Origin of the sequence: Chitinophaga filiformis (assembly GCF_021646545.1) — a bacterium.
Lineage (GTDB): Bacteria > Bacteroidota > Bacteroidia > Chitinophagales > Chitinophagaceae > Chitinophaga > Chitinophaga filiformis_A.
Genome location: NZ_JAKIRP010000013.1, coordinates 177,724 through 196,991, shown reverse-complemented (window position 1 = coordinate 196,991; position 19,268 = coordinate 177,724). Strand labels below are relative to the sequence as shown.

Below are 19,268 nucleotides of genomic sequence, written 5' to 3'. Positions count from 1 at the left end.
GTTGGTTGCTCAGGTAAGAATTAAACATTCCATTGGCGACAATTGCACCTGTATGGTTCTGAATACGCCTTGCGATCTGCTGTGTGCAGATAGTATTCCCCGCTTTGCGACTGGGAAAAGTACTTCCCACTCGCTGCCTTCGGGATGCAGGTTCTTATCGATCACGACATCCACCAGCACGTCATTTTCGGTACTTGTATTTGCTACAACCAACACTTCTTCATCGTTCAGCACGCGGGAAAAAGCGATAACGCCGCCTTTATAAGGGGAATGCCCAAAATTGACGCCATCGCCGCTGCAGGGCCGGAAATATTGCCGGCCATAACGCAGTGCTGGTACGGCAGCGCGTAAGCTGCTTAGCTGGGAGATGAACTTATACATGTCATCGTGCTCATTAAAGGCATTGGGCTGGCCCCACAAGGCTTCTCTGGCATACTCGCGCATGTTGCCAGCGCCGTCAAGCCCCTGCTCGGTACCATAATATATGCAGGGAACGCCCTGCATGCACAGCAGGCAGGTAAGCGCCAGTTTTGTTTGTCCGGGGAACTGTTTATGATGAAAGCGGCGGTCCAGGTCGTGGTTATCGAGAAAAGTGACGTAGTTCTTACCGGCATCACCATGTGAGCTTACAATCTGCCGGAGCACCTTAAGCCGGTAATCAAAGTGGTCGGCAAGATCTTTGGGGGCAGCAAAACCTTTGCAGACATCGACCAGGCGTTTACGCATCGGAAAGTCGATAGCAGCGTCTACACCGATGAACTCTTCGTCCTTTTCGGTATTGCGGCCAATGAATTCCGCAATCCTGGCTTCGTCATCGTCCTGCCATACTTCGCCAAAGGTGAAGAAATTCTTTTTACCGATAGATAATGCGTACTCACGCATGGCGTTGCCAAATACACGGGCAAAGTCGGCTTCCACATATTGAAGCGTATCAATACGGTAACCGTCAAGGTCAAACCTGGCCATCAGGTATTGATAGGCCTTGATCAGGTGATTGCGCACAGGGTAGACGCTCGTGCCTGGAATAAGGTAATCAGTGACCAGTTCTTTCATGCGGGAGAAATCGCCCCGGTAGCCGTCATTGCCACGACGGCGGAAGAAGTCATTCTGTTGCAATTGTTCCGGCCAGATCACACCGTTGTCGGGAGGATCGGGAATATGATCGATATCCGTCCAGTCGCCTTTTGCCTGCCCCTGTCCGTCACGCCAGTAGATAGTATACTCCCTTGCATCATTCCATGGCGCTTCATCGCGCATGCCTTCGTAGTTAAAGACATCGCCGGTATGGTTGAGCACAATGTCCAGGATCACATACATGCCATGGGCATGGATTTCATCTACCAGGCTACGGAATTCGGCGTCTGCTGCAGCAGGGTTCTGTAATGCGGCCGCAGGATCATCGCAAAAACGGGGTTCTATACGCAGGAAATCGAGGGTGCCGTAGCCTCCCCAGTAGTTATGGAACCACTGTGGATTCATGAGCACCGGTGAAAGCCACAGGGCGCCGACTCCCAGTTTTTTGAGGTATGGCAATTGTTGTTTAATGCCAGAGAACTTACCGCCCTGGTATACAGAGCAGGGATATACATTAGGTGACGGCGGTCCGGATGGATTATTAAACCGGTCTACCAGCAGAAAATAGATCCAGTGGTCACGCCAGTCTGCAGGCGAGGGGAAAGGATAAGGAATAGCGCTTCCTGATGATGTTAGAATAGTGGACTGTTGTGCGTTCAGCACGTCCTGCATAATGGGGTCTTCTAATGAGCGGGGCATGTGATGAGTATTGTGCGGTAAACAATAGTTTCAATCTGCACGTGTACCTTAAGTTAAGGAAAAATTGCCAATTAGGTATAGATAATAACCCCTTCTGACGGCAGATGGTTCACTCGTAGCGCTCTAATTTTTTGATGATGTCTGCCGCACTGCCATTGCCAGGGTCAAGTTCAAGCGCCTTTTTATAGCTGGCCAATGCATTGGTGCTGTCGCCGGCTTTTAAATAGGCTTCGCCCATACTGTCAAAGACGTTGCCTGATGTGGGGAATTGCGCTGTGTTGAATTTAAAAAGTTCGATGGCATCATCCAGCCTGTTATTCCTCAGTAAATAATAGCCGAGGGAGTTACATTCTCTTTCGCTGAAATAATAGTTGTTGCTGTCTTTGGTATTTAATAAAGTTCTGTAATCAAGGATCGCCTGTTTCACACTTGTTTTCTTTGCTTTACTCATGATCCAGTTGGCTCCTGAAATTTTAGGGAAGGTATATGGTTGATCATTCAGAACATTCACCAGTGCTGCCCTGATGTTGCCTGTCAGCTCATGTCGGACATTGCTGATAAGGATGATGGTATTATGTTTGTTTACCTGTCTTTCTATGTATGCACGAAATCCTGCAAAACCACCATCGTGGTGGATGATTTTGTCATTGCTGTTGCCGCTTATGAACCAGCCGTACCCATAGCCTTGTTTACCATACATTTTATTATCCCATTCATTTTTACCAGGCGTAAAAATCTCTGCAAGCGATTGTTTTGAGATGATAGTTGGAAGATAGAGCATGCTATCCCATTTATACAGGTCTTCTACGGTTGACACGACGGATGCAGCGCCGCCAATGTAAGTGCTGTAATTGTATTCATCTCCAAATAAATAATAACCCACCGCCCGTTTCCTGCTCTTCATTGCAGGTTCATCAACATAAGTATTCTTCATGCCACATGGGATAAAGATATTGGTGGTGAGAAAAGCGTCCAGACTTTTTCCTGATACTTTTTCAACAAGCATTCCCAGCAACGTATAATTGGCGTTGCAGTATTCAAACTTAGAACCTGGTGTAAAGCGTAAAGATGTCTGCTGTTTTAAGATATTAAATACATCAGTTGTAGTCATATTGGGATAATCGTCAAATAAGGCAAGTCCGGAAGTATGTTGCAGCAGGTTGCGGATTGTTACTGGTTGATAGCAGTCGGGCAATTCGGTAAAATATTCTCGTATAGGTTGGTCATATTTAATCTTTCCTTTTTCTTTTAACATTACAATAGCCAGCGCGGTAAATTGCTTGGATATTGATCCGATATAACAGGGTGTATGAGGTGTAAATGGTTCTTTCGTCTGGCGGTTGGAGAAACCGAAACCCCTGGTGTAAATGATCCTGCCATGATCAGCCAGTAGAACAGCGCCCGAGAATTGCCCCTGGTGGAATACAGCAGACATAAAATCATCTGCACGTTTTGCTTTGTTGCCTGTCTGGCCATTGGCTGAAAAAATCGATCCACTCAATAAAAGGAATATCAGTGCTCTTTTCATTTTTGCTGGTGGCTTGAATGGTCACTATGGTGATGCCGGTGCTTCTCAGCCAGATATATGCCAATGTATTAAACGATTGTAAATCAATTGATTGTTTTCGCTGGAATGCTATCAGGGGTGCCCACTTATGAACAGCTGATGTCCGGTTTTAATACATACCAGCTTGCGTTTTTCATTTATAAACCGGGGGCATGTTAATAGAATAATAACAAGCCCCTTTTCGCTGTAAAAAAGGGGCTTGTTATAGCTTGTTTTAAGTGAATCAGGCCTGAACCGCCTGTTTGTCCAGCCATTGTTTCAGGGTAATTTTACCCAGGCGGGCATCTCCCAGAGGGACAAGCGACTGTTCATCAATTATGCTACCAAAATAACGTGCTTGCGGATCTGCAACCACTTTCCGGGTATCTCCTTTTGCGGTGAGATATTGGCGTACAAATTCGGCCATGCTGAAACGCTCAGGCCCTGCAATTTCGGTGATGCCATTAATAGGGCCTGCTTCGACTACATCCGCCAGTGCCTCAGATACTTCTGCCGCTGCAACGGGTTGGATGGCGCCGGTAGACAAGATCACATCATCCCCCTTCATGGAAGAGTCAGCGATTCCGCCTGCGAACTCCATGAATTGAGTAGCGTGCAGGATGGTATAAGGTATACCGGATTCTTTGATCAGTTTTTCCTGGGCCACTTTCGCACGGAAATAACCATTGTCCGGCAGACGGTCGGTACCAACGATGGACAGGGCTACATGGTATTTTACACCTGTTGCTTTCTCGGCGGCAGCTATATTTTTCTGTGAGGTTTGAAAGAAATTCAGAACGGCATTTTCTTCAAAGGAGGGCGAGTTGGAAACATCTATCACGACATCGGCTCCGCCGAATGCCTGCTCCAGGCCTTCACCTGTAATAGAATTAACCCCGGAGGAGGGGGAGGCCGCAATTACCTCGTGACCGCGCTCGCTCAATATTTCAACAAGTCTTCTACCAATGAGGCCGGTGCCTCCGATTACTACTGCTTTCATAATTATGTGTTTTGTGGTTTGGGGGCCGGTTAAGAAATAATGTATCTTTCGATGAATGACACAAAGTTGGCAGCATTTCCAGTCCTGGATATTAATCTATAACAAGAAATAAGAGGATGGGTTCACCAGTGACAGGAGATGAAAAAGAAATAATTTCTGACTATATTTAAGCTTACCACTTATTAACCGTTATGATAAACAAGCTACGAATGCTGGCTTTTCTGCTGCCGGCTGTCATGTTTCAGTATGTGGCCCGGGCACAGGAACAATGGACGCCGTTATTTAACGGCAGGGATATTAATGACTGGATCGTCAAGATCCACCATCACGAAACCGGGGATAATTTCGGGAATACCTTCCGGGTACAGGATAGCACTATCCAGGTGCGTTACGATCAATATGGCAGTTTTAATGAGCAGTATGGGCATCTGTATTATAAAGTTCCATTCTCCTACTACCATCTTAAACTGGAATACCGTTTTACAGGAGAATGGGTAAAATCGGCTCCTTCTTATACTGTGCTTAACAGCGGGGTGATGTATCATTCGCAGGACCCTCGTACCATGCCCAAAGAGCAGGACTGGCCCATTTCCATCGAGATGCAGTTCCTGGCGGGGCTGGACGACGGAAAGCCGAGACCTACCGGGAATATGTGCTCTCCTGGTACGCATATCGTATATGAGGGCAAACTGGATACCCGGCATTGCATCAACTCCACTTCAAAAACCTATAGTAAAGACGAATGGATACAGGCGGAGCTCATTGTGTTGGGCGATTCGCTGATCACACATATTATTAACGGAGATACGGTATTACGATATTCAAAACCACAGATTGGCGGGCCGGTGGTGAACAGGTATGATCCTAAGCAGAAGCAGGACGGGAAGTTGCTGAATGCAGGGTTTATTGCGTTGCAGAGTGAAGGACAGCCAATAGATTTCAGGAACATCAGGATTTTGAACCTGGAAGGAAGGTTGTCACGAGAATAGCTCAATGCCTGTATCTTTTCATTTTTACAGTGTGTTTTAAGGCTTGACTGGGTCGTTACCTGTGCCGAAAAGCTACAATTTGCTGTCGCCCGGTACTTCATTGGGTAACTGTGGATTGAATGAAGATCAAGCTTTCGCCTTTTATGATTTTCTTAACACTTGCGATTATGGAAATCTGGTTTTTAGGGAATCCTGTAAAGTATCACCTAAAATCAACTTTTCATGAGCCAGAAAATTCTCTTTCCTATTCTGACAATTGTTGGAGCCTCATTGTTTATCAGTTACTTACATCCCTATACGCAGAACGTCCGGACCGAAGCACGGCCATCTTCGACAATACAGCCAGATAAAGCTCCCGGGGAGCCGAGGCCTGCTCAGTCGAAGATCCAGATTGTATTTGCCTTAGATGCCACCGGTAGCATGAGTGGCCTTATAGGTGCTGCAAAAGAAAAGATATGGTCAATTGCGGGTAGCCTTGCGCAGGCAGAACCGGCGCCGGTCATTGAAATGGGATTGCTGTTCTATCGAGATAAGGGAGATGTGTTTGTAACCAGGAAGGTCGCTTTATCAAGTGATATAGACGACGTATATGGAAAACTGATGCAGATAGCGGCAGAGGGTGGGGGAGATGAGCCGGAGAGTGTTAACCAGGCCTTGTATGAGGCGGTGACGAAGTTTAACTGGGACACTGCTTATAATACATACAAAACAGTATTCCTGGTAGGAGACCGCTCGCCGCATATGGATTATCAGGATGATGTTAAATACCCGGTAAGTTGTGGGCTGGCTAAAAAGAGAGATATCGTGTTAAATACTATTCTGATGGGCAATGACAGCAAAGCAATGCGGATATGGAAAGAAATAGCGTCATGTAACCAGGGCAGTTATGCGCAGGTAGGAATGGACGCCAATGATATAGCTGTGAACACCCCGTATGATAATGCGATTGCCGATTTGTCCGACAGGTTGGACGATACAAGAATCTATTATGGCAACGCAAATGAAAAGTCTGTTGCCTATGAAAAAGTTTCCAATAGCAAGATGATTACCGGCGCTGCCAAGGCAAATGTAAAAGCACAACGGGCAGAGTATAATTCGACTAAAGCGGGTAAAGCTGCATATTATGGTCAGAAGGAGCTGCTGGAGAATTACAGGGAGAAGTCAGTAAGCCTTGAGACTATCAAGGAAGAAGAATTGCCTGATGTGATGAAAAATATGACTGCTACTCAAAGAAAGGTGTTTGTTGAGCAAAAAATAGCCGAGAGAGATAGTCTGAATAAGGAATTGATTAAAATTACCAAACAGCGGCAGGAATATATCGAGAAAGATCTTAAAAGCCGGAAATCAGCGGAAGTAGACAGCTCGTTTACAAACCGGATATACAAGAGTATTCAGAAGCAAACAGAAAAGAAGAACATTCATTTAAAAGCTGATGCAAAGTATTAAGGCAAGAAGGTTGTACGCATGTCAAAGAATGTACTTAATCACATAAAATGCAATAGTCATAAAATGAAACATATCATTATCCTATTTCTTTCTATACTTACGATTTCGGCTTATGGACAGGATAAATATAATCATCTTTATTCCGACAGGTTGGTAGAAATCAAGGGAACACCATATGCATTTTTAAAAGTTGAAAATTGGGGCAAATTGTCTGTCAGAAGTCAATATCTTTTGTTCATCAATACGCAAAATGGCCAGTCAACACGGATTGATTTTCCTAAGGATGGATGGATAAGCAAGACTGCGCAGATCAAAATAGATAGTTTGCAGATTAACAAGGTAATGGTGCTGGCGAATACTGTGAATCTTGATAACAGTAAACATATTGACGGGGGGGATCCAACTCAGATAATTTTACTTTCTCCTGATGGGCAGGAAAAAACACAGTTAACTGACGACAAATTTTATGTACGGGACTGGGTAGTCAATGAGAAAACCGGAGGTATGCTAGTTACCGGACACTATGATTCTAATAATAACAGTAGGTATGATAAGGGTGACGATTATCAGATCTTACTTTACGATCTGAAGACCTTAAAATTGGTATCAAGGGTACAGGAATAGCCGGGGAGGAGTTTTTTCGAAATACATATAGAAAGGGCTGCACTTAAGAGCAGCTCTTTCTACATGTCTCGTATTTGAAGTATTGCAGAAGGTATTCTGCCTTTGTCCCCGCTTTCTTAAAACTTAAATCCCGCACCTACACTAAACAGCCAGGGATTGATCTTCGTATCTGCATATACAGTTGCGCCTCCGGCTACTTCAGGAACTGTGGTGACAGTGTTTTCTGTTTTCAGCCAGATCTTTTTAGCGTCTATATTGATAAACCATTTTTTACTGATATTTATATCAACCCCCAGTTGGGTGGCAAAGCCAAATTTATTCTTGTACGAGATGTCTGCTATGGCAGGACCTTCTTTTACGCCATAGAATATAGTGTAGTTGACACCTGCACCAACGTATGGTAGTATTCCTTTACCAACAGGCTGATGATAGAGGAAGGTCAGCGTAGGAGGCAGCAACCATACTTTGCCCAGATCCACATCGCCAAGAGCAGTACCCTTAGCAGTTACCTTATGTTTGGTCGTTCCCAGTATCAGGTTAGCTGACACACGGTCAAAGAGGAAATAAGTGAAATCAAGCTCCGGAATAACCGTGTTTGAGATGTCAGCACTACCGCCTATTGTACTGATAGCAGCACTGGCATCAGGAACTACAGCGGTAGCTCTCAGGCGTGCACGCCATTCTCCTTTCTGTTGAGCAAACCCTAATAAACTAAAGCAGCATAAGATGTTAAATAATAGTAACTTTTTCATGATTGTGATTTGGTTTCTTGTTGACACAAACCTAGAATAGACGGAACATGAAAAAGGTGATGAAGAACAGGATTAATACTGATTCTGAAGATTTAAATAACTGATACCGCTCAGACAAGGGGTAATGTAAGCTTGCCTTATAGTGTTATAACTAAGCCCTGTGGCTAAAAGGAACAGATAGTGATATGGTAGTATAAATAGCAACGAACCCTTTCCGACTTGGCGGAAAGGGTTCGTTGAAAAAGAACTTGTACAGTTAAAATGGGCTTATAAACTCAACAACATACCCGGGCCAGCTGCTTGTGCTATGATCTGATAGCGCCATTGGCAATAGTTTTTTCATAACAATACATTGAGGTGTAAAATAGACAGTGGCATCAACGGTTATGCTGGAGACACCTGATTGTGTCTCTTGCTAAGTTTAACTAAACGATCAAACACCGCCAATAAACTCCAGGCAATATCCGGTACCACAGGCAGTGCTGATGTGAAAGTACACCGCTGTAATAGACGTTTGCGTTTTCATGCCTCCAGCCAGGTAGTTCCCCGGAGAGCTGAGGCTAAAAGGATAAGTTCCCAGTGAAGTTCCCGACAGCGTTCTGAACGTAATAGAAGATGGTATAGTACCACTGCCATTTATTTCGTAGGCAATGATGCCGGCCTGCGTGCCGGCGCCTGGTGTACCATCTGTTGTACCAGTGATCGGAAAGGAGTACCTGTATGCACTCTTTTTGATCAGCGGGGCGTCAGAACGTACAGGAGCAAAACTGGATAAAGAAAAGACAGCGCATAGCATTAATGCGATAGGGAACAACTTTCTCATAGATAATGGTTCTTTTGTGTCTGGGTTAAAAAAAATATATCATAACGAATATAATTGTTTTTCTTACACGGGGGATGCTAAACATTTGCTAATGTTAAATAACTTTTCAGGCAGCAGATATTCGTTTTGCATCTATGATCTTTTATGCTGACAGACAATCGTCAGCATAGGTGGAAACCTTTAGTTTTGTCGCAGAACATGCATCGGATGGTATTAAACGGCTTTGCATGACCAGGTTAAACAGGTTGTTTGTTAACCAGGCCGTCTGAGGAAAATTCAGCAGGATGTTGAACCAGTCGCGGCTGGCTTTTGTTACTTTATAAATCTTCTAATACCGCTGACATTTCCGGGGAGCCAATCCGGGTTGCCAGACCCCGATAAATGGCAGCAATTTTTTAAGCATTTAAAATAAAACAGTATGAATCCAAACAAAGCATTATGGGAAAAAGGAGACTTTACACGTATTGCTCAGACCATGCGTCAAAGTGGAGAAGAACTGGTGTCTAAAATTGGTGTTGCGAAGGGGATGAAAGTGCTTGATCTGGGCTGTGGAGATGGCACTACTGCAATCCCTGAAGCAAAAAGCGGCGCAGAGGTTCTAGGCGTTGACATTGCAGGAAATCTTGTTGAAGCGGGCAAGCAAAGAGCTAAACAGGAGGGGCTCACTAATTGTGTATTCCAGGAGGGAGATGCAAGCAGTTTAGGTGAATTGCCAGATAAAACCTTTGACATGGTGGTTAGCATCTTCGGGGCCATGTTTGCACCAAAGCCCTTTGATGTTGCGAAGGAAATGGTTCGTGTAACAAAACCAGGAGGAAAAATAGTGATGGGTAACTGGATCCCTGGCGATCCGACCCTTGTGGCGCAAATACTGAAGATCAGTTCATCTTACACACCTCCTCCGCCAGAAGGGTTTATCAGTCCGATGACCTGGGGTGTTGAAAGTAATGTGATTGAACGTTTTGGAAACGCAGGTATACCCAAAGAGAATATATCATTTGAGAAAGACACTTATACTTTTGTTGCGCCGTTTTCACCGGCTGAATTTGTTACAGTATTTAGAAATTTCTATGGACCTACGATGAATGCTTTTGACGCTGCTGAGCGGGAGGGAAGATCGGAGGATTTACAACAGGAGCTGGAGGCGCTATTTAACAGTCAGAACAAAAACGGATCGGGGAATGGTACAGTAATTCCGGCTACTTATTTACGGGTTACGGTGAATGTTGATTAACATTCCGTTCATTTAAAGTATTATTATCTATCCCTTCAAAAACTGTATACACACCGCAATCCACGTAAGCAGACTGCACAAGGGGGACGCATCGGGCAGATAGGTCGAAAGAGTATTGTTGCCAACAAGTGTTAATTAATCCCATATGTAATATAAAGATAACTTGATCTTTTAACACGAATTCCCGATGGCATATTACTTGTGTTATAGAAGTACAAATCGTGCCGGCAGCTTAACAGATATGCATTGCCGCGCCCGGTTATAATTTCTAACCAAAAGATATTGCTATGAAAAAGTATCTGATCGGCCTTGCTATTATTGTGTTAGCGGGTTCATTACTTCCGTTGATGGTTAGAGGCCAGGACAAAGAAAGGATTATAGAAGATAGTAAAAAGGCTAAAGCCGCGTTCATTGAGACAGACAAACTCATGGATGCACTTTTTGACCACAGCTACGGATATGTTATTTTTCCCAACGTAGGTAAAGGCGCTGCCGGTGTTGGCGGAGCTGCTGGTAGAGGCGCTGTCTACGAAAAGGGAAAATTCATTGGTCTCGCAAAAATGCTGCAGGTAACCGCTGGTTTCCAATTTGGGGGACAGGCGTACAGAGAAGTGATCTTCTTTGAAGACAAAGCTGCACTGGATCATTTTAAGGACAACAAACTTGAATTCTCCGGACAAGCCTCAGCTATTGCAGCAAAAGAGGGAGCTGCTGCCAATGTCAAATACCGGGATGGCGTGCTTGTGTTCAGTCAGGAAAAAGGTGGGTTGATGCTTGAGGCAGCCCTTGGCGGACAGAAGTTTACTTATGACGCAACGGCAAAGTAGGGGTGGTAATGCACAAGAGAAAAACTCAAAAGTAAAAATAAGCACTGAGAATCGCTTAAATGAGTGCCTGACTCCTTCACGTACCTGAATAAAAAGAGGGTGTATCGTACTTTTGATACACCCTCTTTTTTTATATCCTATGGAATGCGTCAAATTTAATGTGATGAAAGCTATTGCTGTTCAAGGTGTCGTATATCCTTATGTGCCACTACATTGTTTTGAGCGTCCAACGGTATTAAAGGATTAGTGCCAATATCCCACAGATTGCCCTCTACATCCTGCACATAGCCGCTATAGGCGCCGAAGAACGTTTTCACCGGGCGTTTTACAATAGTTACTCCTTTACTTTCGAGCTGCGCGAACAGCTCATCCACTTCTTTTTCGTTGTTTACAATATACCCCAAAGCGTAGTGTCCTGAAGAACCCTCGGTATAGGGCACCTTTGCGTCTTCCGCTAACGCCTTCGCCGGGAAAAAAGAAATAAGGCTGCCATTGATCTTATAAAACACGATGTCTTTGTTTACGGCCTCTGGCGTCCAGCCGAACTTTTGTTCATAGAATGTACGTACGGCAGACAAGTCTTTTACGCCGATTGTCAGAATACTCAGTCGTTGTTCCATGGTTCGTTTTTTTTGAATGGAAGAATTGCTACAGGCAACAGCGATCAGGATAATAATAAGTGAGAAGTTAAAGGTCTTCATGCCGAAGTGTTGTTCTGCACAAAAATAAGAAAAGGTATTACGGGGCTTTTGGAAAAAAACGACAATTTAGCGGGAGAGCAGTGCAGAAGGAGGGAGGCCGGCGTACTTTTTTATTTCATTAGACAGATGCGCCTGATCGTAATATCCTGACTCTAAGGCGATACGTAGCAGGCTGTCGGGAGCATTATACGCTTTAAGCTGTTTCAAGGCATACTGAAAACGGATGATACCGGCTGTTTTCTTGAGGGTAATACCGGTACTGTTCTTTACCAGACGCTCGAGTGTTCGTATGGACATATGGTGCATTTCGGCCAGTTTATTTATAGATACCTGTCCTTTACATTGCTGTAAATAATTCATTATTGAAAGCAGTGTTGTACCGGATGCAGACCGCTGACGAAAATAGTGGTCAATGCGTGTAATAATGTGTTTGTCGGTATAAGCCATCGCCAATATATTACGGTCTCTGAACTCAATGATCCTGTCGGTTATTTCATGTAAAGGTGATTTGTAAAAGGAAGTGAATGCGCCTGGTCTGAAACGAATCCCCAACAAGCGAGTGCCGGGCGGATTAACTACCTGGCTCCGTTCCGACATAGGGCCTACCAGATAATTGTTTCCAGGATGGAGCACCGTATGATCATTAACCTGCAAACAAGTATCGCCTAGATTCATAATAATATCTACACATGCATCAGGAAAGATGGTTTGGTTGTACGGAGCCCCTGTTGACGCTGTACTTAAAGTCCAGTAGGCATCGATATAATCGTGTAGCGTACCGGAAGGCTGGTATTCATGATAAGACATGACATTACATTGTATGGAATGCAAGTTACGAAATGAGGGGATAGTGTAAAGCGACAGGGCGGGTTCGTCCGGACTAAACGCTGACTGTCCGCTAATGGAGACGTTTAAGCGTCCTGAGAAATGTCTGAATATGATTTTGAATACGCTTTTCCCGACGATACCATTTCGGTTCATTATAGTTTTTATCATGGCTGATCACGGCATTGGTTACGCTGGGTGGGCAGATTTTTATGCGATGAAGGAAAAATAAAAGATGTTGTTGTCTTTTATTATTCTTTAGCTATCTTTGCGGAGAAATGCTGCAGATATTGGCCTGGTACCTTACCCAATAAATCTAAAGAATGCGTAAGCCTATTACGCAATTGCTGCATCAGAAGGCTATCGGACAACTCAATAAATGAGTTGATCCAGTGGCAGTTTATACTGATAAAATTTTTTTGACCAAATAAAGGATAAAAACATCTTTTATTTTTAATATGGTTTGCAGATGACAACAGATCAAAAACAATTGGTAAAGGCCACAGTGCCTGTTCTTAGAGAGCATGGGGTGTTGTTAACAACTCATTTTTATAGCCGTATGTTCCGTCATAATCCAGAATTGAAGCATGTTTTCAATATGGGGAACCAGCAGAACAACAAACAACAAACAGCGTTGGCAATGGCTGTACTGGCTTATGCCGAACACATAGATGATCCTTCAGTATTGCTGCCGGTGGTCAATAATATAGGCCATAAACATACCAGCCTGGATATTCGGCCTGAACATTACGCCATAGTAGGCAGGCATTTGATTGCATCTATTCAGGAAGTGCTGGGCGATGCGGCTACTCCTGAGTTATTGGAAGCATGGTCTGTCGCCTATCAGCAATTGGCGACCCTCATGAGCGGGCATGAACAGAAATTATATGAAGAACAAACAGCTAAAAAAGGGGGCTGGGCTGGCTGGAGGCCATTTTTAGTAAAACAGAAAGTTAAGGAGTCAAATGAAATTACCTCTTTTTATCTGTACCCTTCTGATGGCGGTCCGGTGGCTGATTTCAGACCTGGACAGTACATAAGCCTGCGCTTATTCCTGCCTGAACTGAACTTGTTACAACCGCGTCAATACAGTATATCCTGTGCGCCTAACGGCGAATATTACCGCATTTCAGTTAAGCGTGAATCAGGTAGCACACATCCTGATGGTATGATCAGCAACCGTTTACACGATCATATCAGGGAAGGCGATCTGGTTGATCTTTCTGCACCTGCTGGTGTATTTGTACTGAAAGATAATAAAGCCGCCCCGAAAATATTCATCAGCGGCGGTGTCGGGCAAACCCCGCTCTTAGCCATGTTGGAAGAATTAATCACACAGAAGAGTAAAGAACATACTATGCCAATTACATGGATACATGGTTGCCGTAACGAAGCCGTACATGCCTTCAAGGATAGATTAGCTGAAATTTCAAACACTTATGACCATGTCAGTCAGCATATTTTTTATGATGACCCCGTATCAGAAGGAGCTTCCCACTACCACGGTTGGGTTGAGTTAGCGAAAATAAAAGAAGACATCATTCAGGCGCATGCAGAGTATTACATCTGTGGCCCTTCACCTTTCATTGCCAAACATTATGACTTCCTGGTAGAGAATGGTGTTCCTAAGACAGCTATCCATTTTGAGGAGTTTGGTCCGGCGTCACTGCAGTTGAATTAAGACAAGCGTGAATCTTGACTGTGATAATAAAAAAGTCGAAGCTCATCCTGAGAGTTTCGACTTTTTGTTGTTTTTGGATCTTCAGGGGCGTCTTAAAAACAGTTAGTCATATTTATTTTTTCTATATTGTGTTGACGGATTTGCCTTGTGTGGCTAACTGCTAATGGAACCTGTACATCGAATTTGGCGCTACGGCTAAATTGATGACCCTGTTTTAGAGGCAGTAATAGTTGATAAATTATGTTAATTGTTAAAATATATGTAGCTTGCCGGCCGAATTATTCTGACTGAGCTATCTATATGAAGAAACACTCTTTTCTACGTAAAATATATTACTGGTATCGGGAAAGGTACTTTTGGGGTTTAAAGAATAAACCTGTTGAGCAAATTTTTTCTGACATTTACGAGAGCAATTCCTGGGGTGGTAAACCCGGCGAGTTCTATTCCGGTGATGGCACATACAGTCCAAATATTCCTCAATACATCAGTAAGGTTGAAGAAATAATCAAGACCCACAACATCAAGTCAATTCTCGACATCGGGTGTGGTGATTTTCGTGTGATGTCGCAGGTTGTTAATAAGGTAGACGTGATGTATACCGGCGGTGATGTTGTGAAAGGCCTGATTGATAGAAATCAGCAGGAGTTCGGCAACGCAAAAACCAGGTTCATGCAGTTAAATGCAATTGATGACGAATTGCCTCAGGCTGACCTGGTCACTATAAGACAAGTGTTACAGCACCTGAGTAATGAACAGATCCTGAAAATTATACCTAAACTATCGAAGTTTAAATATGTACTGATTACCGAGCATGTTTTGATTGGTGACGATGTTGTTCCCAATTACGATAAGATTGCCGGTCCGCACATCAGATCCAGGTCTTTATCAGGTGTGTTTATTGATTTGCCGCCCTTCAATATGACTAACGCAAAAGTTGTTCTGGAGGTACGTGAAGATGAACCGATAAAAGGTAAGCTGCACCCAGCGGTTTTGAGGACCTATCTGATAGAGAACAAATAGCAGCTATTCATCAGATAATGTTTGTCGGATCATAGCTTTAGAGCGCTTGACGGATAAAAGGTCATCAACAAGCGGCCATGCTAAATGGGGCGGTCCATTGCCTTCACCTGTTCTTTAAACTTACGCGGCACCATCATTAATATGAGCTGCTTATGCCAGCTGTATTTACGGATTAGTCTGTAAGCCGGAATCAGTAACTGAACAAGTTGTGGGCGCCCGAGCTCGAGGAGGTGGTTGACTTGTTTGGATACCAGCATTCTTTGAATATCCAGCAGTAAAAAATAACGAACTGCACCCAGGTGCTTTTTATATTGTTGAAAGAGATCCCTGGTAAACGAACTATTCGAAAGGTTGAGGGTTAATTGACGTTTATATGTTTTTTCCCATTCCCCGTAATCAGAAGGCATATTGCGTATATGCATATGATGCCCGATTCTGGTAAAAGTGCTTACAACATCATCTTTCTCCTCACTGGTTAATTTCCTTTGTAATAATTCGAAAGAGGCAATAGAGTAATAGATCAGCATGTATAATACGTCCTGGTAGCCTTCATTAGTAATATTAAAACCACGTGCCGATTCTACATGCTGGTGTACCGCATTTATTTTTTCAATCGAAGCAATCGCCTCTTTTTCTTCTTTAAAAAGAATATACTGTGCGTATTTTACAGTTGAGAACAGACGTCCTATGGGATCACCAGGCAATTTGCCGGTAAAATATAACCAGTCCACCTGCTTGTTCAATGCAAATTCTGCACTGGCGCCTGCAAATATAAAAAGGGTAATATCTGTCGTGCTCCAGATCTTCTTTACAATTGAAGTATTCTCCACAAATGTCTTCATCACAATTACTTTTACGCTATTGCTTTTTCCAATTGTTTTATCCTTCTATGGCATATTAGTAAAGGAATTATCCCAATAATTCCGAACGAACAGTCGATCAACCGCCAGAAGACCGGTATCTGTCTGATATATCCCGCTATGAAAGCAAGTGGAATAATTAGTATACAGGCTATGCAGCCGAATTCAATGATCCAGATATTTTTTACGGGATCCTTAAGAGGGCCGATGAATGCGATTGCAATTACAATATGCGCAAATGCCAGCCAGTCGTATCCATAAGCCAGATAAGGGTATTGTTCATTGGTGTTCTTTACTGCCAGGTAACAGGTATTCAGCCACTTATAAAAAGGAGAATATTGCTCGGGGCACCAGGAGCAGACCCATCGCAGCTCGGTTTCTACAGGGAAAGCGGTTATACCGCTCAAAAAAAGGGAAACGATAAAAAAGATAAGCCAGCCCTTTATTTCCTTCCTGAATTTTTCCATGTCTGATGTCATAGAAGTACTTTGTAGTACAAAGTAAGTAAACTTATTTCATACTTCCAACACTATGGAAAGCTATGTATGACATACTTTAATTAGAGGCTATGTAATTTATTAGAATAATATTATATTTAATGCGTTATAACTATAATATACCTATGAGAATAAGACAGCTGTTAGTTGCATCTCTTTCCCTTTTAACTTGGTCTTTATCAGCGGACGCACAATCCAATAATTCAGGGGAGTTTAAATATATTGTTAAAGACAGTGTATCCGGAAAGTATGTAAGTTCAAAGGTAATTGAGGTAAATGCCAAAAGGGAGACAATCTTCCACACATTGTTCATGGGATTGCAACAGGGGAAACTACGGGAAGAGATCACCAAAAATGATCCATATGTTAATCTTCAGGTGCTTCACAGGGGGACAGCGGGAGTGGATAAGATGGAGTTCTTTATTGTTTTAAACCGGAAGGAATTTGGGGATAAAATCAAATTTTCACTTGACCCTGCAAAGTCGAATACGCCGTTTGCCTTTTGGCGTAAGGAGAACGATGTTAGGGATGGCCAGTTTGTATCCCTACTTACAGTAATGACAAAAGATAATAAGCTGAAGTATGTCATAGAGGATATCAAATATTTCCCCGAGTCCTTCGAGCTAGTATACAGCTACATTCTCGGTCAGATGGTAACTTATGAGCAAATGGGCTTTCCGGTTGAGGTAGAAGATATGGAAGCATACATTGAGGATAAGAAGAAAACTAATAAATTGAAAGCCAATAGTAAACGAAAGGAAATAGTGCAAAACTGGGGCAAAATAAGGCCTATTACCCTGCAAAGTTATGAGGCTTTTTCTGCTGTTCTGGATGCCTATATTAACAAATCATTTTCAGAAACGGATTTTTAAGGAAGACATACTTTATGCGGGAGAGCTGTTAATATAATCTATACCCAGGTAACTAACCCTGGCTGCGGATCCGGCTAAAATTGTCTCTGAATTTATAAGTGTCATATATTATAGTCAGTTTCGTGAACTTGTCTTGCGTGTCGTTCAGATTGAACACGTCCACACATTCAAATGTTTCTACAAAATCATTTTTCATCTTCCATTTGTAGTTGAAATGTAGTGCAAGCGATTTATTCCCTGTCGCAGGTAAAAAGATATTCAATAGCTCAGTTGAAGAATTGCTGGTATCACTGAAGAGCGCTATATAGAACTCCTTAACATTCATTTTTCCGTAAAGTGGTGATAGGACAATAGCGTCATCAGTAAATAAACCAAGCACATTTCCCAGATCGCCTTCGTTTAGAGCGTTTAAATAAGACATGCATAGCTCATTCAGGTTCATATCAACGATTTTTTGGGAGTGATGGTCAAACTTATGAAAAATGTGCAAGCAGTGTAAAATACTGTCGCTTTGCCGATTAACCAGGTTGGGGCGAATCTGCAGAAAGTGGTGAAGACTGGATAAAACTCATGAATGCCTGGCTGCGGACCAGCTTTACCCCTAAGAGAATTCATCGCCCGGGTCTGGCCTCCTTAAGCACCATCGGTTGCAATTTAATGCTCCCTATAGTAGACTGAAAGTCAATTACATAAAACTCTGCTGCTAAGCTTAGCTGAACTGGAAAATAAGTGCCTAAAAATTTTAAAAAATCAAATTTATTGTTACATTTGCATCCCGCCGTTGGAAAAGCGGTAGTTACCGGTTCGGGACGTAGCGCAGCCCGGTAGCGCACTTGCATGGGGTGCAAGGGGTCGCTAGTTCGAATCTAGTCGTCCCGACAAGTTTTAAGGCCGTTTCAGTAATGAAACGGCTTTTTTATGGAAATCGTGTTTGTTGGCCATCATGTTTGTGAAATAAAAAAACCAATTAACCTATACATCTATGAAATTTACAAAGCTTTTATGTTTAGCCGGTTTGGCTATTTTATTCTCCTGTGGCAAAGGTGATGATGTTCCTGGACCAGAAGGACCGCAAGGACCACAGGGCCCAAATGGATTAAAAAGCCTTTTGGATATTCAACCGGTTGTCGCGGGGACTCAATGTAGTTCCGGTGGATTAGCTGTTCGATCAGGCATTGATAAAAACGGCAATGGTAAGCTTGATACAGACGAGATAGACAATACTCAATATGTATGTAATGGATCAAATACCTCATTAGACAAGCAGGTTATTATAAGAATTACAGCAGGCTCTGTATATAAAGATGGAGCAAGCGCTGAAGCTATTTTGGCTACACTTCCCGGTTTTAGTAAGCAGGATTACCCAGGCGTTGATTCTATTGTTATGTATGCTCAACCAGCCGGTGGTCGTATCTCGGGAGGAAATACGGATAGTAAAATAGCAGTAGAATTATTCAATATTACAGACAATGTTGTAGTAGCCAATAGCATAGTAAAGGGCAGTCAAAAAATGGCAGACGCATTGTTCATCCGATCTAACAATATTTATAATTCATTACCTAATAAGACAATTGATCTGGGAGTAAGGGTAACATCAGAAATACCGGGAGATTTTGGCTTTTCAGGACAAGTATTGATGATTTTATATAGGAAATAGGTAGCGGATTCGAATCTGGGTCGTCCGACTTTTTAGCGATCTTGTTCGATTGCGAGATTAATCGTTTTTATCGAACGTCAAAAAAGGAACAGATCATTTGAATGCTCTGTTCCTTTTTTTTTATCGTACAGACGATCCATA

Annotated in this window: 19 protein-coding genes and 1 tRNA gene; 10 read left to right on the top strand and 10 right to left on the bottom strand. The window is 43.1% G+C overall.

All coding sequences use genetic code 11. The features are described 5' to 3' along the window. Positions 1 to 9: 9 nt before the first annotated feature. The 3 genes from L3C95_RS26145 to L3C95_RS26135 all read right to left on the bottom strand — a co-directional run bounded on the left by L3C95_RS26145 (position 10) and on the right by L3C95_RS26135 (position 4,319). Positions 10 to 1,773, bottom strand: coding sequence for an alpha-amylase family glycosyl hydrolase (locus tag L3C95_RS26145; RefSeq protein ID WP_236392346.1), 1,764 nt, complete (start codon positions 1,771 to 1,773; stop codon positions 10 to 12). A 109-nt stretch (positions 1,774 to 1,882) separates the two neighbouring features. Then, positions 1,883 to 3,301, bottom strand: a complete 1,419-nt coding sequence (locus tag L3C95_RS26140; protein ID WP_236392343.1) for a serine hydrolase domain-containing protein — start codon at positions 3,299 to 3,301, stop codon at positions 1,883 to 1,885. Between the two features lie 262 nt (positions 3,302 to 3,563). Then, on the bottom strand, positions 3,564 to 4,319 hold the full coding sequence (locus L3C95_RS26135) for an SDR family oxidoreductase (RefSeq protein ID WP_236392341.1): 756 nt from the start codon (positions 4,317 to 4,319) through the stop codon (positions 3,564 to 3,566). A 209-nt stretch (positions 4,320 to 4,528) separates the two neighbouring features. Between L3C95_RS26135 and L3C95_RS26130 the strand changes: the two genes are divergently transcribed. The 3 genes from L3C95_RS26130 to L3C95_RS26120 all read left to right on the top strand — a co-directional run bounded on the left by L3C95_RS26130 (position 4,529) and on the right by L3C95_RS26120 (position 7,378). Further along, positions 4,529 to 5,308 carry a DUF1080 domain-containing protein gene (locus L3C95_RS26130; protein WP_236392339.1) on the top strand — a complete coding sequence of 260 codons (780 nt, stop codon included), beginning with the start codon at positions 4,529 to 4,531 and terminating at the stop codon, positions 5,306 to 5,308. 222 nt (positions 5,309 to 5,530) lie between these two features. Next, positions 5,531 to 6,754 (top strand): vWA domain-containing protein, encoded by a 1,224-nt coding sequence (locus tag L3C95_RS26125; protein ID WP_236392337.1) that lies wholly within the window; start codon positions 5,531 to 5,533, stop codon positions 6,752 to 6,754. A gap of 63 nt (positions 6,755 to 6,817) precedes the next feature. Beyond that, complete coding sequence (locus L3C95_RS26120) at positions 6,818 to 7,378, top strand: hypothetical protein (RefSeq protein ID WP_236392336.1); 561 nt, start codon at positions 6,818 to 6,820, stop codon at positions 7,376 to 7,378. A gap of 116 nt (positions 7,379 to 7,494) precedes the next feature. Here L3C95_RS26120 and L3C95_RS26115 read toward each other — a convergent pair whose 3' ends face one another. Together L3C95_RS26115 and L3C95_RS26110 are read right to left on the bottom strand one after the other, a co-directional pair. Next, complete coding sequence (locus L3C95_RS26115) at positions 7,495 to 8,130, bottom strand: OmpW/AlkL family protein (RefSeq protein WP_236392334.1); 636 nt, start codon at positions 8,128 to 8,130, stop codon at positions 7,495 to 7,497. A gap of 433 nt (positions 8,131 to 8,563) precedes the next feature. Next, positions 8,564 to 8,953, bottom strand: a complete 390-nt coding sequence (locus L3C95_RS26110) for a hypothetical protein (RefSeq protein ID WP_236392332.1) — start codon at positions 8,951 to 8,953, stop codon at positions 8,564 to 8,566. Positions 8,954 to 9,371: 418 nt separating this feature from the next. Here L3C95_RS26110 and L3C95_RS26105 point away from each other — a divergent pair, with 418 nt between their 5' ends. Both L3C95_RS26105 and L3C95_RS26100 read left to right on the top strand, forming a co-directional pair. After that, the gene (locus L3C95_RS26105) at positions 9,372 to 10,187 is read left to right on the top strand and encodes a class I SAM-dependent methyltransferase (protein ID WP_236392330.1); all 816 of its coding nucleotides are present in this window, start codon (positions 9,372 to 9,374) and stop codon (positions 10,185 to 10,187) included. A 287-nt stretch (positions 10,188 to 10,474) separates the two neighbouring features. Further along, positions 10,475 to 11,014 (top strand): YSC84-related protein, encoded by a 540-nt coding sequence (locus L3C95_RS26100; RefSeq protein ID WP_236392328.1) that lies wholly within the window; start codon positions 10,475 to 10,477, stop codon positions 11,012 to 11,014. A 170-nt stretch (positions 11,015 to 11,184) separates the two neighbouring features. On the opposite strand, the gene L3C95_RS26095 is transcribed toward L3C95_RS26100, so the two are convergent. Beyond that, positions 11,185 to 11,715: a VOC family protein gene (locus L3C95_RS26095; protein ID WP_236392326.1), complete on the bottom strand. Its 531-nt coding sequence runs from the start codon at positions 11,713 to 11,715 to the stop codon at positions 11,185 to 11,187. A 66-nt stretch (positions 11,716 to 11,781) separates the two neighbouring features. After that, positions 11,782 to 12,522 (bottom strand): helix-turn-helix domain-containing protein, encoded by a 741-nt coding sequence (locus tag L3C95_RS26090; protein ID WP_236392324.1) that lies wholly within the window; start codon positions 12,520 to 12,522, stop codon positions 11,782 to 11,784. Positions 12,523 to 13,009: 487 nt separating this feature from the next. Between L3C95_RS26090 and hmpA the strand changes: the two genes are divergently transcribed. Then, positions 13,010 to 14,221: an NO-inducible flavohemoprotein gene (hmpA, locus tag L3C95_RS26085; RefSeq protein ID WP_236392322.1), complete on the top strand. Its 1,212-nt coding sequence runs from the start codon at positions 13,010 to 13,012 to the stop codon at positions 14,219 to 14,221. A 300-nt stretch (positions 14,222 to 14,521) separates the two neighbouring features. Beyond that, the gene (locus tag L3C95_RS26080; protein ID WP_236392321.1) at positions 14,522 to 15,241 is read left to right on the top strand and encodes a class I SAM-dependent methyltransferase; all 720 of its coding nucleotides are present in this window, start codon (positions 14,522 to 14,524) and stop codon (positions 15,239 to 15,241) included. A gap of 80 nt (positions 15,242 to 15,321) precedes the next feature. Here L3C95_RS26080 and L3C95_RS26075 read toward each other — a convergent pair whose 3' ends face one another. Next, complete coding sequence (locus tag L3C95_RS26075; RefSeq protein ID WP_236392319.1) at positions 15,322 to 16,083, bottom strand: oxygenase MpaB family protein; 762 nt, start codon at positions 16,081 to 16,083, stop codon at positions 15,322 to 15,324. An 11-nt stretch (positions 16,084 to 16,094) separates the two neighbouring features. Continuing rightward, positions 16,095 to 16,580 carry a hypothetical protein gene (locus L3C95_RS26070; protein ID WP_236392317.1) on the bottom strand — a complete coding sequence of 162 codons (486 nt, stop codon included), beginning with the start codon at positions 16,578 to 16,580 and terminating at the stop codon, positions 16,095 to 16,097. Positions 16,581 to 16,723: 143 nt separating this feature from the next. Between L3C95_RS26070 and L3C95_RS26065 the strand changes: the two genes are divergently transcribed. Next, positions 16,724 to 17,470, top strand: coding sequence for a hypothetical protein (locus L3C95_RS26065; RefSeq protein ID WP_236392315.1), 747 nt, complete (start codon positions 16,724 to 16,726; stop codon positions 17,468 to 17,470). Positions 17,471 to 17,522: 52 nt separating this feature from the next. Here the strand turns inward: L3C95_RS26065 and L3C95_RS26060 are convergent, their stop codons facing one another. Beyond that, positions 17,523 to 17,891: a nuclear transport factor 2 family protein gene (locus tag L3C95_RS26060; RefSeq protein ID WP_236392313.1), complete on the bottom strand. Its 369-nt coding sequence runs from the start codon at positions 17,889 to 17,891 to the stop codon at positions 17,523 to 17,525. 384 nt (positions 17,892 to 18,275) lie between these two features. Between L3C95_RS26060 and L3C95_RS26055 the strand changes: the two genes are divergently transcribed. Beyond that, positions 18,276 to 18,349, top strand: a tRNA-Pro gene (locus L3C95_RS26055). A 103-nt stretch (positions 18,350 to 18,452) separates the two neighbouring features. Then, a complete protein-coding gene (locus tag L3C95_RS26050; RefSeq protein ID WP_236392311.1) occupies positions 18,453 to 19,127 on the top strand; it encodes a hypothetical protein in 675 nt (224 codons plus the stop codon). Positions 19,128 to 19,268 lie beyond the last annotated feature (141 nt).

Bases quoted from the DNA above. Each gene is read 5' to 3' on its own strand.
- L3C95_RS26090 (WP_236392324.1), bottom strand. From the start codon at position 12,522: ATGTCTTATCATGAATACCAGCCTTCCGGTACGCTACACGATTATATC.
- L3C95_RS26070 (WP_236392317.1), bottom strand. From the start codon at position 16,580: ATGACATCAGACATGGAAAAATTCAGGAAGGAAATAAAGGGCTGGCTT.
- L3C95_RS26135 (WP_236392341.1), bottom strand. From the start codon at position 4,319: ATGAAAGCAGTAGTAATCGGAGGCACCGGCCTCATTGGTAGAAGACTT.
- L3C95_RS26145 (WP_236392346.1), bottom strand. From the start codon at position 1,773: ATGCCCCGCTCATTAGAAGACCCCATTATGCAGGACGTGCTGAACGCA.
- L3C95_RS26075 (WP_236392319.1), bottom strand. From the start codon at position 16,083: ATGAAGACATTTGTGGAGAATACTTCAATTGTAAAGAAGATCTGGAGC.
- L3C95_RS26050 (WP_236392311.1), top strand. From the start codon at position 18,453: ATGAAATTTACAAAGCTTTTATGTTTAGCCGGTTTGGCTATTTTATTC.
- L3C95_RS26115 (WP_236392334.1), bottom strand. From the start codon at position 8,130: ATGAAAAAGTTACTATTATTTAACATCTTATGCTGCTTTAGTTTATTA.
- L3C95_RS26140 (WP_236392343.1), bottom strand. From the start codon at position 3,301: ATGAAAAGAGCACTGATATTCCTTTTATTGAGTGGATCGATTTTTTCA.
- L3C95_RS26125 (WP_236392337.1), top strand. From the start codon at position 5,531: ATGAGCCAGAAAATTCTCTTTCCTATTCTGACAATTGTTGGAGCCTCA.
- L3C95_RS26095 (WP_236392326.1), bottom strand. From the start codon at position 11,715: ATGAAGACCTTTAACTTCTCACTTATTATTATCCTGATCGCTGTTGCC.
- hmpA (WP_236392322.1), top strand. From the start codon at position 13,010: ATGACAACAGATCAAAAACAATTGGTAAAGGCCACAGTGCCTGTTCTT.
- L3C95_RS26060 (WP_236392313.1), bottom strand. From the start codon at position 17,891: ATGTCTTATTTAAACGCTCTAAACGAAGGCGATCTGGGAAATGTGCTT.
- L3C95_RS26080 (WP_236392321.1), top strand. From the start codon at position 14,522: ATGAAGAAACACTCTTTTCTACGTAAAATATATTACTGGTATCGGGAA.
- L3C95_RS26100 (WP_236392328.1), top strand. From the start codon at position 10,475: ATGAAAAAGTATCTGATCGGCCTTGCTATTATTGTGTTAGCGGGTTCA.
- L3C95_RS26130 (WP_236392339.1), top strand. From the start codon at position 4,529: ATGCTGGCTTTTCTGCTGCCGGCTGTCATGTTTCAGTATGTGGCCCGG.
- L3C95_RS26105 (WP_236392330.1), top strand. From the start codon at position 9,372: ATGAATCCAAACAAAGCATTATGGGAAAAAGGAGACTTTACACGTATT.
- L3C95_RS26110 (WP_236392332.1), bottom strand. From the start codon at position 8,953: ATGAGAAAGTTGTTCCCTATCGCATTAATGCTATGCGCTGTCTTTTCT.
- L3C95_RS26065 (WP_236392315.1), top strand. From the start codon at position 16,724: ATGAGAATAAGACAGCTGTTAGTTGCATCTCTTTCCCTTTTAACTTGG.
- L3C95_RS26120 (WP_236392336.1), top strand. From the start codon at position 6,818: ATGAAACATATCATTATCCTATTTCTTTCTATACTTACGATTTCGGCT.